Here is a 14,970-nt window from a genome sequence, read left to right on the forward strand (position 1 = left end):
GTGACGTCAGGCGTCCAGGGGCCCGTTCAACGGCCCGTCCAGCGGCAGGGCGGCCGACTCCGCCCGCTCCCGCCTGCACACCACCCCGTACAACCCCGCCCCCGCCGCCGTCCCGATGAACCACGAATACGCCGCCACCGAGTCGAAGTACGGGACAAGGGCGAGCACCACGGCCAGTGCCGCCGACGGGACGAACGCCGCCAGGGCCTTCGGGTTCACGCCGTGGCGGTAGTAGTAGCGGGACCCCGGCCGCGCGTCGAAGAGGGCCTCCGTGTCGACCCGGCCGCGCTTCACCCAGAAGTAGTCGAGCATCAGGATGCCGAAGAGGGGGCCGAGGAACGCGCCGAGGCCGCCCAGGAAGTAGTTCACGACGTCCGGGTTCGAGTACAGGTTCCACGGCGTGACGAGCAGGGCCAGGACCGTCGAGATCGCCCCGCCCACCTTGAACGTGATCTTCTGCGGCCAGACGTTCGCCAGGTCGTAGGCAGGCGAGACGAAGTTGGCGACGATGTTCACGCCCATCGTCGCGATCGCGAAGGTCAGGGCGCCGAACACCAGGACCCACGTGTTGCCGATCCGCGCCACCAGCATCGCCGGGTCGGTGATCGCCTCGCCGAAGACCTCGACGCTGCCCGCCGTGACCACGACGGACAGCACCACGAAGGCGGTCGAGTTGATGGGCAGGCCCCAGAAGTTGCCGCGGCGCACCGTGCGGTAGTCCGGCGCGAAGCGGGAGAAGTCGCAGAAGTTCAGCATCAGGGTGCCGTAGGTGGCCAGGATCAGGCCGATCGCGCCGAACCACTGGCGGAACTGTTCGCCCGTGGACACCGGGTGCGGTGTCGACGTCAGGGAGATCGTCCAGCCGGCCTTCGCCCAGATCCAGATCGCGAGGGCGAGCATCACCACCCAGATCGCGGGGCCGCAGAAGTCCTGGAACTTGCGGACCGATTCCATGCCGCGCGTGATGATCAGGGACTGGACCAGCCACAGGAGGAGGAAGGACGCCCAGCCGAGCGCGTGCAGGCCGAGGAAGGAGTGCTCCGTCCACGACTTGGTCTCCGGGAACGCCGCCAGCACCATCACATTGACCGCCACCGACGCCAAGTACGTCTGGATTCCGTACCACATGATGGCGATCACGGCCCGGACGAGCGCGGGGATGTTCGCTCCCCAGACGCCGAAGCTGATCCGGCTGACGACCGGGAACGGGACGCCGTGGCGCTGGCCGATGCGGCCCATCGCGTTGCAGCCGATGTAGATCAGGACGAAGCCGATGAGCAGCGAGGTGAAGACCTGCCAGGCGTTGAGTCCGAGCACCAACAGGCCTGCGGCGAACGTGTAGTTGCCGAGGTTGTGGACGTCGGACATCCACAGCGCGAAGAGGTCGTAGACCTTCCATTTGCGTTCGCGGGCCGGCGCCAGATCCTCGTTGGTCAGGCGCGGGTCGGGCGGCGTGGGGGTCATGGGCTTGGGGTGCACTGGCTCGGCCACGGACATACGGGTCCTCCGGCGAGGGGGCATTGGGGGCATGGGGGAGCATTGGGGGGTGTTTGGTATACCAATACCGCGCGATCGTCCCGCCGCCGACCGCATCGGGCAATGTCCGTGCGGTTACATCTCCGTAAACCCACCCCACTCCCCCTGCCCCTCCGGGACATCGACCAAGATGGCCCCATGACGACGGCAGGATCGGTGGAGCCCCCGGAGCCCCTGGGCGCGGTGCGCGAGCGCGTGCTCGCGGCCCTGCGCGAGGACATCATCGGCGGGCGCAGGCGGCCGGGCGAGCGGCTCGTCGAGCGGGAGCTCGCCGAGCGGTTCGGGGTCTCCCGGGTGCCCGTCCGCGAGGCGATCCGGGCGCTGCTCGCCGAGGGCTTCGTGACGTACGAGACGCCCCGCAGGGCCGTCGTGCGCACCCTGACCCGCACCGACGTCACCGAACTGTACGAGCTGCGCGAGGCCTTGGAGGTCTACGCGGCCGGGCTCGCGGCCGAGCGGGCCACCAAGGACGATCTGGCGGAGCTGGAGGGGCTGCTCGAACGCGCCACGCTTGCGACGCGCGAGGGCGACGCCGAGACCAACACCGACGTCAACTCCCGTTTCCACGACCGGCTGTTGGAAATGGCCCGCAACGAACTCATCGTGTCCGTGATGCAGCCCGTCAGCGGGCGGCTGCGCTGGCTCACCCGGCGCGCCGAGGAATGGACCCAACAGCTCGCCGAGCACCAGGAGTTGTACCGGGCGATGGCAGGCGGCGACGCGGACCGGGCGCGGGCGGTCGCCCTCACCCACGTCCGCACCAACTACCACTTCACCGTGCGCCACCTCTTCGACGACGAGCCCACCCCGTAGCACCGTGGGCCACCCCCCTAGCACCACGAGCCCACCCCGTAACACCAGGAGCAACCCCCTCGTGCCCACCCTCATCGGCGCCGCCCGCACCCGCCCCTGCACGCTCGTCGTGTGCCGGGGCTGCTGCTGCGGCGACGCCCGCAAGTACCCCGGCTACGACCACGACTGGCAGCTGGAGCGCTGGCAGGCGGCGGCGCGGGCCTCGCAGGGGCGGTTCGCCGTGCGGGTCGTCGACTGTCTCGGGCCGTGCGACCAGGCGAACGTGGTCGTCCTCCAGCCCTCCGCCCAGGGCCGTGCCCGCGGCGGAAAGGCCACGTGGATCGGCTGGTCGATGGGCGACGACGCGACCGACGAGGTTCTGGCGTGGGCCGAAGCGGGTGGGCCCGGTCTCGCACCCGCGCCCGTCGCCCTTGAGCTGCAGTTCATCGAGGCGCAGGGCAATGGGGTCTCCCCTGCTCGAACGTAGTTGAGAGCTTGGGGAAGCGTCAGACGGCGCCGCGGCCGCTAAACCGGTCCGGGTCGGCGAACCGGTCCAGGGCCGCGACCAGTTCGTCGGTGATGCCGCGCGCCCCCACGGTGTGCCCCGCGTCGTCCACGACGATCAGCTCGGCGTCCGGCCAGGCCTGCGCGAGCCGCCACGGGATGCCGAGCAGATTGCCCAGGTCCACCTTTCCCTGCACCACCACCGCGGGGACTCCCTTGAGCAGCGGCAGGTCGCGCAGCACCGTGTCGGGCCCGTCGAGGAAGTGCCCCCGACCCCAGTAGTGCGTCACCGTGCGCGCGAAGCCGTACCGGAAGACCGGGTCCTGGTAGCGGGGCACGGAGCGCGGCGGCTGCGAGACACACGCCGTCTCCCAGTCGGTCCAGGCGAGTGCCGCCCGCTCGCGCACGGCCGGGTCGGGCGACTCCAGGAGCCGGTTGTACGCGGTCGCCAGGTCGCCGTCCCGCTCCCCCTCGGGCAGCGCGTCGAGGAACGCGGCGAACGCCTCCGGGAACACCGCGCCGAGCCCCCGCGTCAACAAGTCGACTTCTTCCTGGCTGCCCGTCGCGAGGCCCGTCAGGACCAGTTCGGAGACGGACTCCCGGTGCGTCTGCGCGTACCGCAGGGCGAGCACGGAACCGAAGGACACGCCCCACACCAGCCAGCGCTCGATGCCGAGGTGGGCGCGGAGCAGCTCCAGGTCGGCGATCAGCTTCGGCAGCGTATTGACGCTCATGTCGGTGTCGTACGCGCTCGCCGGCGGGGTGGAGCGGCCCGCGCCGCGCTGGTCGAGCAGCACGATCCGGTAGCGCTCGGGGTCGAACAGGCGGCGGGCGAAGGGCGTGGCCCCGGATCCGGGCCCGCCGTGCAGCACAACGGCGGGCTTGCCGTCCGGGTTTCCGCAGGTCTCCCAGTGGATCCGGTTGCCGTCGCCCACGTCCAGGAGGCCGTGCCCGTACGGTTCGAGGGGCGGGTAGAGAGGCATCCGGCGAAGCTACTGCACGGACTGCCCGTCCGTCTTGATGCTGCGCATCCGCCCGTACGCGTACACACAGCCCGCGAGCGCCAGGTCGGACAGCAGCATGAAGCCGATGGAGTACGAGTTCTGCGCGCTGTAGATCGCGCCCATGACCAGCGGCGGGACGAAGCCGCCGAGGCCGCCGATGGCGCCGACGATGCCGGTGACCGAGCCGACCTGGGACGGTGGGGTGACCTGGGCGACCAGGGCGAAGACGCTGCCGCTCGCGGTGCCGAGGCCCGCGCCCATGACGAGCATGTCGACCGTGCCGCCGGGGGCCAGGTTCGGGTTGAAGGCCTGCACGATGGCGAAGACCGCGACGACTGCGAGCGCCCAGGCGGTGACGACGGCCGGGTGGATCCGGTCGGAGAGCCAGCCGCCGATCGGCCGGAAGACGACCGTGACGAGGGCGAAGCCGGCGGCCTTGGTGCCCGCGTCGATGGGGTCGAGGTCGTACCAGGTCTTCAGGTACGTGGGCAGATAGGTGCCGTACGCGACGATGCCGCCGAAGCCGATCGCGTAGAGCGCGGAGAGTTCCCAGGTCACCCGCAGCTTCCCGGCCTCGCCGAGGCGTTCGCCGAGTGTGGTGGTGGGGATGGTGCGGCCCGGGTGGTCGCTGATGAAGAGCCAGGCGATCACCACGTACGCGGCGAGCGCGATGGCGACGATGTAGAACGGCAGGTTCTCGCCGTGCTTGGCGATGCGCGGGGTGAAGTAGCCGGACAGCGCGACGCCGCCCATGCCCATGCCGAAGATGCCGACCGCCGCGCCGCGCTTGGCGGGCGGGAACCAGGCGTTCACCAGCGGGACCCCGATGGCGAACGTGGTGCCGCCGAGGCCCAGCAGGAAGCCGACGAGGATCATGGCCAGGTAGGAGTCCCTGGCCACCGTCACCAGCAGCACGGGGATGATCGTCGCCGCGGTGACCAGCGGGAACATCAGCTTGGCGCCGAACTTGTCGGTCAGGGCGCCGACCGGGATCCGGCCCAGCGAACCGACGATGACCGGCACGGCGACCAGGAAGGACTGTTCGAACGAGCTGAGTCCGAGGGACTCGCCGAAGGCGCTGCCGAGCGGGGCGATGAGGTTCCAGGCCCAGAACGTGAGCGCGAAGCCCACGGTCGCCACGATGAGGTTGCGATAGGCCGCCGCGGGCGGCTTGGACGTCGTCTCCTGCGCTGTCAGTGCTGCCACACCGCCACGCTAGGAAGCGGGGGCGTCCCGGTCTCCCTGAGCTGGGCCGAACGGGTGCAGGCCCGCCGTCCGTGCTGCCTCCCGCAGTACGTCCCGCAGCATCTTTGGGGTGAGTCGGCCCGTGAACGTGTTGCGCTGGCTGACATGGAAGCAGCCGAAGAGCGCCAGTGCTTCGGCCTCTTCGGCACCTTCCAGGTCGACGCGGGCGCCGTGCGCGAACGTGGGGCGGGGGCGCGGCACCGCCCACCCGGCCTCCGCGAACGCGGGCAGCGCCGCCTGCCAGCCGAATCCGCCGAGCACGACGACCGCGCGCAGGGTGGGCCGCAGCAGGTGCAGCTCCTGGACCAGCCAGGGCCTGCACGTGTCGCGTTCGGCCGGGGTCGGTTTGTTGGCGGGCGGCGCGCAGTGCACGGGCGAGGTGATCCGGACGCCGTGCAGCGTCAGCCCGTCGTCGGCGCTGACGGCGTCGGGACGGGAGGCGAGCCCGATGTCGTACAGGGCCCGGTAGAGGACGTCGCCCGAGCGGTCGCCCGTGAACATCCGGCCCGTGCGGTTGGCGCCGTGCGCGGCGGGCGCGAGGCCGACGATCAGGAGCGGGGCGTCGTGCGGGCCGAAGCCGGGCACCGGGCGCCCCCAGTACGTCCAGTCGGCGAACGCCGCGCGCTTGGTGCGCGCGACCTCCTCCCGCCACTCGACGAGCCGCGGGCAGGCGCGGCAGCCGCTGATCCGCTCGTCGAGTTCGCCGAGTCCGTCCGCTCCGTCCATGCACCCGACGATAGGGCTACGTGAACGCGGCCCCCAGCGCGACGAACACGCAGATCAGCACGAAGAGAATCGCCAGCAGCGGCCACACGAACCGCAGGTACTTGTCGTAGCCGACCTTCGCGAGGGCGACGCCGCCGATGGTGACGGCGGTCGTCGGCACCCACAGGTTCATCCAGCCGCTGGCCGCCTGCCACGCGGTGACGACGACCGCGCGCGAGACGTCCGCGAAGTCGGCGAGCGGCGCCAGGATCGGCATGGCGAGGGTGGCGTGCCCGGACGTGGACGGGATGAGGAAGGCGAGCGGCAGGTTCACGAGGAAGACGATGATCGCGAAGACCCCGGACGAGGTGCCCTTCACGACGCCCTCGATGGCGTGCAGGACCGTGTCCGTGATCTTCGAGTTGTTCATGATCACGGTGACGCCGCGGGCCAGCAGGATGACGAGGGCGGGCGACACGAAGTCGGCGGCGCCCTGGATGATCGTCGAGCTGAGCTTCTGCTCGCCCATCCGCGCGACGATCCCGACGAGCACGGCCGCGACCAGGAAAAGCGCCGCCAACTGCGGGAACGACCAGTCGAGTTCGAAGCCGTACGGGGTCGCGTCGGCGTCACCGGTCAGAGCGCTCGCCCAGGGCACCACCGAGAAGATCATGAACGCGAAGACCAGCGCCGTGGCGGCCAGAACACCCTTGTGCAGACCGGTCAGTTCGGGGACCTCGGCGCTCTCGGTCGCCGTCTCGTCGAGGTCCCGGTCCCCCGGCAGGAAGCCCGAGATCGAGCGCTCGGGATCGCGCCGCACCCGCTTCGCGTACCGGATGACGTACGCGATGGTGACCGCGGTCAGCACGATCCACATCACGAACCGCAGCGCGATGCCGTCGCCCAGCGAGATCTCGGCGGCCGAGGAGGCGACGCCGGTGGCGAACGGGTTGACGGTCGAGCACAGCACGCCGACGCCCGCGCCGAGGATGATCGCGCCGACCGCCGTCATGCGGTCGTAGCCGAGCGCCAGCATCAGCGGCACGATCAGGCCGTAGAACCCGAGCGTCTCCTCCGCAAAGCCCTCGACCGTACCGAGGACGGAGAAGACGGCCATCACGCCCGCGATGAGCAGCGCCCCGCGGTCGCGCAGCCGGTGGGCGAGGCGGCCGATGCCGCGGTCGAGGGCACCGGTCGCGAAGACGACGGTGATGAACGCGCCGATCGCGAGCACGAACAGGAAGACGCCCGCGCTGCCGTACAGGTCACCGGAGTTGTCGGGCGAGACGAGGGCGGTCTTCGGGTCCTGGATGCCGTAGAGGCCGTTGACCGGGGCGAGGAACAGGTCGTTCAGGCGGTCGACGAAGGACTGCCCGGAGTCGACGCGCTGGTACGTGCCCTCGACGGGCGCGCCCTCGCCGTTCCTGTCGTACTCCCCCGACGGGATCAGGAAGGCGAGCAGCCAGATCGCGATCGTGACGACGGCGAGGACGGTGAGGGCGCTGGGGAAGGTGAACTTCTTCTTCGCCGGTGGCTGTTCGGGAGCCTCTGCCGTGTCCGTCGGGCCCTCGGTGCTCATGCTCCGCTCCGGAAGTCGGCGGCGTACTCCCGCACGAACGCGCACATCGCGACGACCGTGGCGTGCAGTTCGGAGAACAGGACGCGTTCGTTGGGGGCGTGCAGATTGCAGAGGTTGTCCTGGGCGCCGAAGAGCAGCACCTCGGCGCCGGGCGCGGCCTTCGCGAGGCCGTTGACCAGCGGGATGGAGCCGCCGGTCGCGACGTACGAGGCGTCGGTGCCCCACGCCTCCTTGAGGGCTGCGCGGGCGGCCCGGTAGGCGGGGCCGCCGGTCGCCGCCTCGTAGCCCGGCCCGGTGTCGCCGGGGGTGACGGTGAGCGCGACGCCGAAGGGCCGCAACGAGCGCAGATGCCGTACGAGGAGTTCCTGGGCCTCGTTCGGGTCCTGCTGGGGGTGGAAGCGCAGGTTCAGCTTGGCGCGGGCGTGCGGGACGACGGCCGAGGCGGCGCCCGCCACGCTCGGTGCGTCGAGGCCGATGACGGTGATCGCGGGGCCGCTCCACAGGCGCTCGCCGAGGGTGCCGCTGCCGAGCAGCGGGAGGCCCTCCTCGACACCGGCGAGCTCGCGGAACTCGTCCTCGGTGTAGCTGGTGCCCTTCCACTCGTCGCGGCGCAGGCCCTCGACGGCCACGTCCCCGTGCACGTCGTGGAGCGTGGACAGGGCCTTGAGGAGGACGAGCAGGGCGTCGGGGGCCGCGCCGCCGAACTCGCCGCTGTGCCGGGCCTCTTCGAGGGTGCGGACCTCGACGGTGACCTCGGCGGCGCCGCGCAGGCCCGTGGTGAGGGTGGGGGTGCCGGGGCGGATGTTTCCGAGGTCGGCGATGACCATGGCGTCGCAGGCGAACCGGCCCGGATCGGTCGGCGGATACGCGTCGAACGGGCTGCCGTACTCCTCCTGCCCCTCGAAGACGATCTTCACCCCGACGGGCGGCCGGCCGCCGAAGGCCCGCAGCATCCCCAGATGCGCGATGACGTTCGACTTGTCGTCCGCGATGCCGCGCGCCCGCAGCCCGCCCTCGATCTCGGTCGGTTCGAACGGTGGCGACTTCCACAGGCTCTCGTCGCCGGGCGGCTGCACGTCGTAGTGGGAGTAGAGCAGGACGGTCGGGGCGTCGGGCGTGGGCGGCGGGATCTCGCCGAAGATCACCGGGGCGGTGTCGGGCAGGTCGAGGGTCTCGACCCGCTCCACGCCCGCGTCCCGCAGCAGCCCGACGAGCAGCTCATGGGCCTCGTGCACCGGCTCCTGGGGGTAGCCGGGGAAGGCGACGGACGGGATGGCCGCGAGCCGCTCCAGGTCGGACCGCAGCCCGTCCATCAGTCGGTCGACCGCCGCCCGCGGGTCACCGCTCGGGTCGATGGCATCCGTACCGTCCATACCGACCATGTCTTCATGCACCCCTAACTGTCGAATACGCTCCTTTCGCCCGGATTATCCGGGGAGGGTGGGGGCAGTTCGGCCGGGGCTCGCCGAGGGGTGCGACAACGGGTTCAGGGCGCGGCCCGCGCGGGACTATCGTCGGACTCATGGCATCGCAGACACCGGGGACACCACAGGCGCCGGACGGGCCGGACGGCGGCGGCAGCGTCCGGGTCGACAGCTGGATCTGGGCCGTACGCCTGGTCAAGACGCGCTCGGCGGGCGCCGCGGCCTGCAAGGGTGGGCATGTCAAGGTCAACGGGACGAGCGTCAAGCCCGCCCACGCGCTGCGCATCGGGGACGAGGTGCGGGTGCGAAGGCCCGGCGACCGCGAGCGCCTGGTGAAGGTCACCCGCCTGATCCGCAAGCGCGTCGGTGCGCCGGTCGCCGCCGAGGCCTACGTCGACAACTCCCCGCCGCCACCCCCTCGCGAGGCGATCGCCCCGGTCCCCGTCCGCGACCGCGGCACAGGCCGCCCAACAAAACGCGACCGCCGCGAACTGGAACGCCTGCGGGCCACGTTCGACCAGGACAAATCAAGCCCCGGCGCAGGTTGAGCAATTCAAACCCCGGCGCGGGCTGAGCAAATCAAGCCCCGGCGCGGGCTGAGCAAATCAAGCCCCGGCGCGGGCTGAGCAAATCAAGCCCCGCCGGCGATTGAGGCGCGGGGTCCGGGGCAGAGCCCCGCGGCGTAGGACCGGTGTCCCGCAACGGAACCCGCGGCGTAGACCGGCATCCCGCAACGGAACCGCAGGCGCCACCCACCCTCACGCCAAAACAGCCCGCACCCACGTCCCGTCCTCCGTCAACACCCGGTCGATCTTCAACCCGGCCCCCGCCAACACCTGCTCGAACTCCGGAGGAGTAAGCGGACGCACCCGATACGTCTGCGTCCACACCGCGTCCGGGAACACGTACTCGACCTTCACCGAGCGCACGCCGTCGCCGACCGGCTCCGAGTAGAGCTTGCGGATCGTGAACCCACCGCCGGGCCCGGTCACCTCCCGCGGCAGGTTCTCGTGCGCCCCCTGCCACTCCCGCTGGATCAACACGCAGCCCCCGTCGGCGACATGGCGCCGGCACGCGTCGAGCATCCCCGCGCGCACCTCCGCGTCCCCGGTGTGGACGAGGATGGACCCGAGCAGCACCGCGTCGAACGTCTCGCCGAGGTCGAGGGTCTCGATGGCGCTCCGCACCGTGCGCGCGCCTCTGACCCGCTCCAGCATCTCCGGCGACTCGTCCACCGCCGTCACCTGGAACCCCCGGTCGACGAGCGCGTGCGTCACACGGCCCACCCCGCAGCCGAGCTCGAGCAGCGTCGCCCCGGCGGGCACGGCGCCCGCGACGACGTCCGGCTCGCCCTCGACCGCGAGCCGCGAGTACAGCTCCACCGCACAGCCGTCCGGCGTGATGGCGCCCGGACCCGTGCCCTCGTAACCCGTACGCATCTCAAGGCTCATGCACGTCCAACGATCCGCCCACCGGCCCGGTTCCAGCCGCCCGCCCCTTCACCCGTGAGTGGCATCCTGGAAGGTGCCGCACCCCGAGGGGATGGTGATCATGAACCGCACGCATCCGCGTCGCACGCACGTGTCAACGCACGTGCCGCACTCGGCGCACCTCGTCCGCACCGGTGACGAGCCGGTCACCGCCCGCAGCCCGCTGCGCCTGAGGCTCGGCCTCGCGCTGTTCGGGCTCGTGTGGACGGTCTTCGGCACCGTCGCGTTCCTGCTCGCGCACCGCCCGGGATGGGCCCTGGCCTGCGGAATCCTCTGGCTGATCACGACGGTCGACCTGTTCATGATCCTTCGGCACCTGCGCCAGGGCCCGCACTATCAGCCGGGCCGGGACGTCCCCCCGTACCGCAGGGTCCGGTAGCGCCCCTCAGTCGTCGAAGCGCGCCGCCGCCAGGTACTCCGGCTGCGGGTCGAGCGCGGCGGCGAGGCGGAAGTGCCGCCGGGCCTGCTGCGGGCGCGACCACCGCTCGTACGTCCTGGCCAGCGCGAAGTGCGCGAACGCGTTGTCCGGCTCGCGCTCCAGGACGATGGTGAACTCCAGCTCGGCCGCCCGCAGTTGCGCGGCGGCGAAGAACGCGCGGGCCCGCAGCAGCCGGGCCGCCGTGTGCTCCGGGTAGACGGCGAGCACGTCGTCCAGAAGCTTCACCGCTCCGCGCGGATCGCGCGCGGCCAGGAGCTGCTCGGCGGCGCGATAGTCGATGACGTGTGTCTCCGGGGTGGCCTCGGGCACGACGAACCTCCTCCTGGTGTCGACCACGTCAACACCGTGGACCGTAAGGGCTATTCCTTCCCGCGGCCCTTCGGCAGAACACGCGGCGCGCTCAACGCGAGCGGCTCAGGGACACCGTCAGCACCATGCCGACGAGCACGAGCAGCGCTCCCGCGAGCATGAAGGCCCGGTCCACGCCGGGCCGCTCGCTGCCGAGCAGCACGGTCTCGCGCGGGTCCTCGGTGTCGTACGCGACGCTGACAACGCCGCCGGCGGCCAGCGGGCGCCGCTTGCTGGGCGGCACCGGCGAGACGACCTCGACCACCCTGCCGTCGCCCGTCTCGAACTGGAGCAGCGGCCGCTCGGACCCCGGCTGCGGCGGTTTGACCAGGGCCTGCGCGACGTTCCCCGCGCTCTGGACGCGCCGGCCGCGCTGCAGCCCGTACGCGCCCGCGATCAGCGCCACCAGTCCGCCCAGTGCGGTGCAGGCGGCGAGAACGATCACGCGGTCGCGGCACGCGCCCGGCGCGCCAGCTCCGCCCAGACCTCGTCGACCCGCTCCCGCAGCCGCTCCAGCGGTACGTCGTTGTCGATCACGACGTCCGCGATCCCGAGCCGCTTCTCGCGGGTGGCCTGCGCGGCCATCCGGGCCCGCGCGTCCTCCTCGCTCATGCCGCGAAGCCGGGTGAGGCGGTCGAGCTGGGTGTCGGGGCTCGCGTCGACGACGATCACCAGGTCGTAGAGCGGGGAGAGCCCGTTCTCGGTGAGCAGCGGCACGTCGTGGACGACGACGGAGTCGGGGCCCGCGGCGGCCTCCAGCTCGGCGGAGCGGGTGCCGACCAGCGGGTGCACGATCTTGTTGAGGGTGGCCAGCTTGTCGGCGTCCGCGAACACGACGGAGCCGAGTTTCGGCCGGTCGAGGCTGCCGTCGGGCGCGAGCACCTCGTCGCCGAACGCCTCGACGACGGCCGCGAGCCCCTCGGTCCCGGGCTCGACGACCTCCCGCGCGATCCTGTCGGCGTCGATCAGCACGGCTCCCCGCTCCACGAGCAGCCGTGACACCTCACTCTTGCCGGCGCCGATTCCGCCGGTCAGCCCCACCTTCAACATAAGCGGAAGCTTAGGGCCTGCCCGCGGAATCGGGCAGAGCCTGCGATCAAGCAGGACCGAGATCAAGCACGGGCCGCGACCAGACCGGGACCGCGATCAGGCGTCGCCCTCGCGCTCCGCCAGGAACTTCTCGAACTCCTTGCCGATCTCGTCCGCCGACGGGATGTCCATGGGCTCCGCCAGCATGTTGCCCCGCTGGTCCGCTCCCGCGGCCGCGTCGTACTGGTGCTCAAGGCCCTGGACCAGCGAGACCAGCTCCTCGTCGCCCTCCTGGACCTGCCGGTCGATCTCCGTCTGCGTACGGTGCGCGTCCGTGCGCAGCCCGTGCGCGACGCCCGGCAGCACCATTCCGGTCGCCGCCGTGATCGCCTCGAGGACGGTCAGCGCGGCATCCGGGTACGCGGAGCGGGCGATGTAGTGCGGGACGTGCGCGGCGACGCCGAGGACGTCGTGGCCCGCCTCCATGAGGCGGTACTCGACGAGGGCCGCGGCGCTGCCCGGCACCTGCGCCTCGTCGAACGGGCTGGCGTGTCCCGGCACCAGATCGGTGCGGTTGCCGTGCGGGGTCAGGCCGACGGGGCGGGTGTGCGGGACACCCATCGGGATCCCGTGGAAGTTCACCGCGAGGCGCACTCCGAGGCGCTCCGCGATCTGCCGCACGGCGGCCGCGAAACGCTCCCACTCGACATCCGGCTCGGGCCCGGCGAGCAGCAGGAACGGCGCCCCCGTCGCGTCCTGCACGAGCCGCACCTCGAGCACCGGCGTCTCGTACTCGGTCCACCGGTCGCGCCGGAACGTCAGCAGCGGGCGGCGGGCCCGGTAGTCCACGAGCCGGTCGTGGTCGAAGCGGGCGACCACCTGGTGCGGCAGCGAGTCGATGAGCCGCTCGACGATCTGATCACCGGTCTCGCCGGCGTCGATGTAGCCGTCGAAGTGGTAGAGCATGACCAACCCGGCCGACTCCTGGGCCAGCGCCATGTCCACGGCGGCGAGCCCCTTCGGCTCCCATGAGTACAAATCCTGCGGATCAAGCACAGTGACCGCTCCTCCTCGTGTTCCATCCCAAGAACGCGCGGAGCGGGTGCGGGCATTCCCGCCCGCACCCTTTCTCAGCCGCCTCTCACGAAGATGAGCAGCGCATAAGTCGGCGCCGGGACGTGTCAGTCGGCCAGCACGCGCGCGTGCAGCCTGCTCACGGCCCGCCGCGCCGACGTGAACGCCCCGTGCTGCCAGGCGTCGGTGTAGCTGAGCCAGTCGCCGGCGAAGTGGACGCGGCCCGTCGGCTCGTTGAGCGGCTTGTAGCGGGGATCGTCGGGGCCGCCCGGGGTGTCGTGCCAGGCGGCTTCCAGGTGCGGCGTCTGCCGCCAGTGGTGCGAGAACGAGCTCGCCAGCTCCGTCCGGTACTTCTCGCCGTAGATCTTCACGCCCTGCGCCACGGCCCGCGCCTCGCGCTTGTCGGGCGTGAGCTTCCCGTACGCGTCGGCATCGGCGTCGTAGTTGTAGTAGCCGATCATGAGGCCGCGCTCGCCGTGGAACCCGTACGACGGGTGCCAGATGTGGCTGAGGTCCATGTCGGTCTCGGTGATGCCGCCGTAGATCCGGTGATCGGTCTCCCACCAGCGGGACCGGTACTCCAGGCCGATCTTCCCCGCGGACTGCGGCGTGATGGCCTCCAGGGCGCTCTGCACGCCGGAGCCGAGGTTGTGCGGGATCTTGGCGAGGATGTTGGGCGGCAGCGCCCCGACGCAGAAGTCCGCCTCGACGACCCTGGTGCGACCGCCCTGCGCGTAGGTGACGGAGACCCCGTCCCCCTTGTCCGTGATCTTGCTGACGACTGCCCCGGTACGTATCCGGGAGGCCCCTATCGCGCGCGCCAACGCCTTCGGTATCCGGTCCATCCCGCCGACCGGCTGGAACATCTGCATGGCCTGGTCGAAGCCGAACTCGAAGGAGAAGTAGCGCCCGACGCCGCTCGCGAACACCTCCGACGCGGAGGGCACGTCGCCGAGCACCACGCCCGGCGTCCCGGTCGCGGCGGGCACGGTCGCGTACCCGCGCCGGTCGCACCCCTCGTAGGAGAGCTTGTCGCCCAGTGCCCCGAAGTCCTTCAGGAACTCGACGAGCCGCTCCTGGTCGGCGACGCTCAACTCCTTGTCCAGCGCCCCCTTGTCGGAGGCCTTGGCCAGCAGCTCGGACACGTAGCCGTAGACATCGGCCTTGGCGGTCCTGTAGCGCACGGGCTTCGTCATCCCGGCGGACTCGTTGAAGAGATACGCGTCGGCATTGGTGTTGGTGAACACCTCGATGGGGACGCCGAGTTCACGGCAGTAGTCGAGCGTCACCATCCACTGCGGAAGTCTCGCGGGGCCGGCGTTCATGTACTGCCCGTCGCTGAACCGCGCGGTCTGCCGGTTCCCGTACGTGTCGACGGTCGAATCCCCGCCCCGCACCGTGAAGTTGCGTCCGCCGGTCCGGTCCCTGGCCTCCAGGACCGTACAGTCGTAGCCGGCCTTGCCCAGCTCGTACGCGGTCGCGAGCCCGGCGATGCCGCCGCCCACGATCACGACCTTCGCGGCGCCGCGCCCGCTCAGCGAGAAGTCCCCCGACCGCGGCGCACGGTACGGCGCTTCGCGCCGCGCGGCCTGCGCCGTGGGCGCGAGCCCGAGCGCCCCCATGGTCGCGAACATGGCCCCGGCGCCCCCGCTGACGCCCACGTTCCGCAGAAACGCCCGCCGACTGCTGCCCGTCCCTGCCGCCTGCTGTACTGCCGCCATGTGCCCGGCTCCCCTCAGGATCAGTGAGTTCTCGACCGACCCGGGGATGCTGACAACACCGTGTTACGCCCCGCCCCCAC

The 14,970-nt window shown here is 71.3% G+C and carries 16 protein-coding genes; 4 read left to right on the forward strand and 12 right to left on the reverse strand.

All coding sequences use genetic code 11. The annotated features are described in order from the left end of the window. Positions 1-6 precede the first annotated feature (6 nt). Positions 7-1,464 (reverse strand): NCS1 family nucleobase:cation symporter-1, encoded by a 1,458-nt coding sequence (locus ACFV9W_RS27340; RefSeq protein ID WP_385765557.1) that lies wholly within the window; start codon positions 1,462-1,464, stop codon positions 7-9. Between the two features lie 210 nt (positions 1,465-1,674). Here ACFV9W_RS27340 and ACFV9W_RS27345 point away from each other — a divergent pair, with 210 nt between their 5' ends. After that, positions 1,675-2,349 carry a GntR family transcriptional regulator gene (locus ACFV9W_RS27345; protein ID WP_385765559.1) on the forward strand — a complete coding sequence of 225 codons (675 nt, stop codon included), beginning with the start codon at positions 1,675-1,677 and terminating at the stop codon, positions 2,347-2,349. A 61-nt stretch (positions 2,350-2,410) separates the two neighbouring features. Continuing rightward, positions 2,411-2,815: a (2Fe-2S) ferredoxin domain-containing protein gene (locus ACFV9W_RS27350; RefSeq protein WP_385765562.1), complete on the forward strand. Its 405-nt coding sequence runs from the start codon at positions 2,411-2,413 to the stop codon at positions 2,813-2,815. Between the two features lie 19 nt (positions 2,816-2,834). Here the strand turns inward: ACFV9W_RS27350 and pip are convergent, their stop codons facing one another. The 5 genes from pip to ACFV9W_RS27375 are packed head-to-tail and all read right to left on the reverse strand — an operon-like array spanning position 2,835 to position 8,738. Beyond that, positions 2,835-3,815 carry a prolyl aminopeptidase gene (pip, locus tag ACFV9W_RS27355; protein ID WP_385765564.1) on the reverse strand — a complete coding sequence of 327 codons (981 nt, stop codon included), beginning with the start codon at positions 3,813-3,815 and terminating at the stop codon, positions 2,835-2,837. Positions 3,816-3,824: 9 nt separating this feature from the next. Next, entirely contained in the window at positions 3,825-5,042 is a 1,218-nt protein-coding gene (locus ACFV9W_RS27360) for a nitrate/nitrite transporter (protein WP_385765567.1), read from the reverse strand. Between the two features lie 9 nt (positions 5,043-5,051). Next, on the reverse strand, positions 5,052-5,807 hold the full coding sequence (locus ACFV9W_RS27365) for a uracil-DNA glycosylase (RefSeq protein WP_385765570.1): 756 nt from the start codon (positions 5,805-5,807) through the stop codon (positions 5,052-5,054). Positions 5,808-5,823: 16 nt separating this feature from the next. Next, positions 5,824-7,365 (reverse strand): YfcC family protein, encoded by a 1,542-nt coding sequence (locus ACFV9W_RS27370; protein WP_385765573.1) that lies wholly within the window; start codon positions 7,363-7,365, stop codon positions 5,824-5,826. After that, the gene (locus ACFV9W_RS27375; protein ID WP_385765576.1) at positions 7,362-8,738 is read right to left on the reverse strand and encodes a M20/M25/M40 family metallo-hydrolase; all 1,377 of its coding nucleotides are present in this window, start codon (positions 8,736-8,738) and stop codon (positions 7,362-7,364) included. The genes ACFV9W_RS27370 and ACFV9W_RS27375 overlap by 4 nt, the downstream gene beginning before the upstream one ends. A 149-nt stretch (positions 8,739-8,887) precedes the next feature. On the opposite strand from ACFV9W_RS27375, the gene ACFV9W_RS27380 reads away from it, so the two are divergent. Next, positions 8,888-9,337, forward strand: a complete 450-nt coding sequence (locus ACFV9W_RS27380) for an RNA-binding S4 domain-containing protein (protein WP_385765579.1) — start codon at positions 8,888-8,890, stop codon at positions 9,335-9,337. A 210-nt stretch (positions 9,338-9,547) separates the two neighbouring features. On the opposite strand, the gene ACFV9W_RS27385 is transcribed toward ACFV9W_RS27380, so the two are convergent. After that, a complete protein-coding gene (locus tag ACFV9W_RS27385) occupies positions 9,548-10,240 on the reverse strand; it encodes a class I SAM-dependent methyltransferase (protein WP_385765582.1) in 693 nt (230 codons plus the stop codon). Between the two features lie 100 nt (positions 10,241-10,340). Here ACFV9W_RS27385 and ACFV9W_RS27390 point away from each other — a divergent pair, with 100 nt between their 5' ends. After that, positions 10,341-10,658: a DUF6343 family protein gene (locus ACFV9W_RS27390; protein WP_385765585.1), complete on the forward strand. Its 318-nt coding sequence runs from the start codon at positions 10,341-10,343 to the stop codon at positions 10,656-10,658. Positions 10,659-10,664: 6 nt separating this feature from the next. On the opposite strand, the gene ACFV9W_RS27395 is transcribed toward ACFV9W_RS27390, so the two are convergent. The 5 genes from ACFV9W_RS27395 to ACFV9W_RS27415 all read right to left on the reverse strand — a co-directional run bounded on the left by ACFV9W_RS27395 (position 10,665) and on the right by ACFV9W_RS27415 (position 14,803). Further along, positions 10,665-11,027 (reverse strand): tetratricopeptide repeat protein, encoded by a 363-nt coding sequence (locus ACFV9W_RS27395; protein ID WP_385765588.1) that lies wholly within the window; start codon positions 11,025-11,027, stop codon positions 10,665-10,667. Between the two features lie 91 nt (positions 11,028-11,118). Continuing rightward, positions 11,119-11,511 carry a DUF3592 domain-containing protein gene (locus ACFV9W_RS27400; RefSeq protein ID WP_385765591.1) on the reverse strand — a complete coding sequence of 131 codons (393 nt, stop codon included), beginning with the start codon at positions 11,509-11,511 and terminating at the stop codon, positions 11,119-11,121. Continuing rightward, positions 11,508-12,116: a dephospho-CoA kinase gene (coaE, locus tag ACFV9W_RS27405; RefSeq protein ID WP_385765594.1), complete on the reverse strand. Its 609-nt coding sequence runs from the start codon at positions 12,114-12,116 to the stop codon at positions 11,508-11,510. Before coaE ends, ACFV9W_RS27400 begins: the two co-directional genes overlap by 4 nt. A 96-nt stretch (positions 12,117-12,212) precedes the next feature. After that, positions 12,213-13,151, reverse strand: a complete 939-nt coding sequence (locus ACFV9W_RS27410; protein ID WP_385765595.1) for a PAC2 family protein — start codon at positions 13,149-13,151, stop codon at positions 12,213-12,215. Positions 13,152-13,276: 125 nt separating this feature from the next. After that, a complete protein-coding gene (locus ACFV9W_RS27415) occupies positions 13,277-14,803 on the reverse strand; it encodes a flavin monoamine oxidase family protein (protein ID WP_385765746.1) in 1,527 nt (508 codons plus the stop codon). Between the last annotated feature and the right edge of the window lie 167 nt (positions 14,804-14,970).

The organism is Streptomyces sp. NPDC059897, assembly GCF_042730865.1.
GTDB lineage: Bacteria > Actinomycetota > Actinomycetes > Streptomycetales > Streptomycetaceae > Streptomyces.

Bases quoted from the DNA above. Each gene is read 5' to 3' on its own strand.
- ACFV9W_RS27340 (WP_385765557.1), bottom strand. From the start codon at position 1,464: ATGACCCCCACGCCGCCCGACCCGCGCCTGACCAACGAGGATCTGGCG.
- ACFV9W_RS27345 (WP_385765559.1), top strand. From the start codon at position 1,675: ATGACGACGGCAGGATCGGTGGAGCCCCCGGAGCCCCTGGGCGCGGTG.
- pip (WP_385765564.1), bottom strand. From the start codon at position 3,815: ATGCCTCTCTACCCGCCCCTCGAACCGTACGGGCACGGCCTCCTGGAC.
- ACFV9W_RS27365 (WP_385765570.1), bottom strand. From the start codon at position 5,807: ATGGACGGAGCGGACGGACTCGGCGAACTCGACGAGCGGATCAGCGGC.
- ACFV9W_RS27370 (WP_385765573.1), bottom strand. From the start codon at position 7,365: ATGAGCACCGAGGGCCCGACGGACACGGCAGAGGCTCCCGAACAGCCA.
- ACFV9W_RS27375 (WP_385765576.1), bottom strand. From the start codon at position 8,738: ATGGACGGTACGGATGCCATCGACCCGAGCGGTGACCCGCGGGCGGCG.
- ACFV9W_RS27380 (WP_385765579.1), top strand. From the start codon at position 8,888: ATGGCATCGCAGACACCGGGGACACCACAGGCGCCGGACGGGCCGGAC.
- ACFV9W_RS27385 (WP_385765582.1), bottom strand. From the start codon at position 10,240: ATGAGCCTTGAGATGCGTACGGGTTACGAGGGCACGGGTCCGGGCGCC.
- ACFV9W_RS27390 (WP_385765585.1), top strand. From the start codon at position 10,341: ATGAACCGCACGCATCCGCGTCGCACGCACGTGTCAACGCACGTGCCG.
- coaE (WP_385765594.1), bottom strand. From the start codon at position 12,116: ATGTTGAAGGTGGGGCTGACCGGCGGAATCGGCGCCGGCAAGAGTGAG.
- ACFV9W_RS27415 (WP_385765746.1), bottom strand. From the start codon at position 14,803: ATGTTCGCGACCATGGGGGCGCTCGGGCTCGCGCCCACGGCGCAGGCC.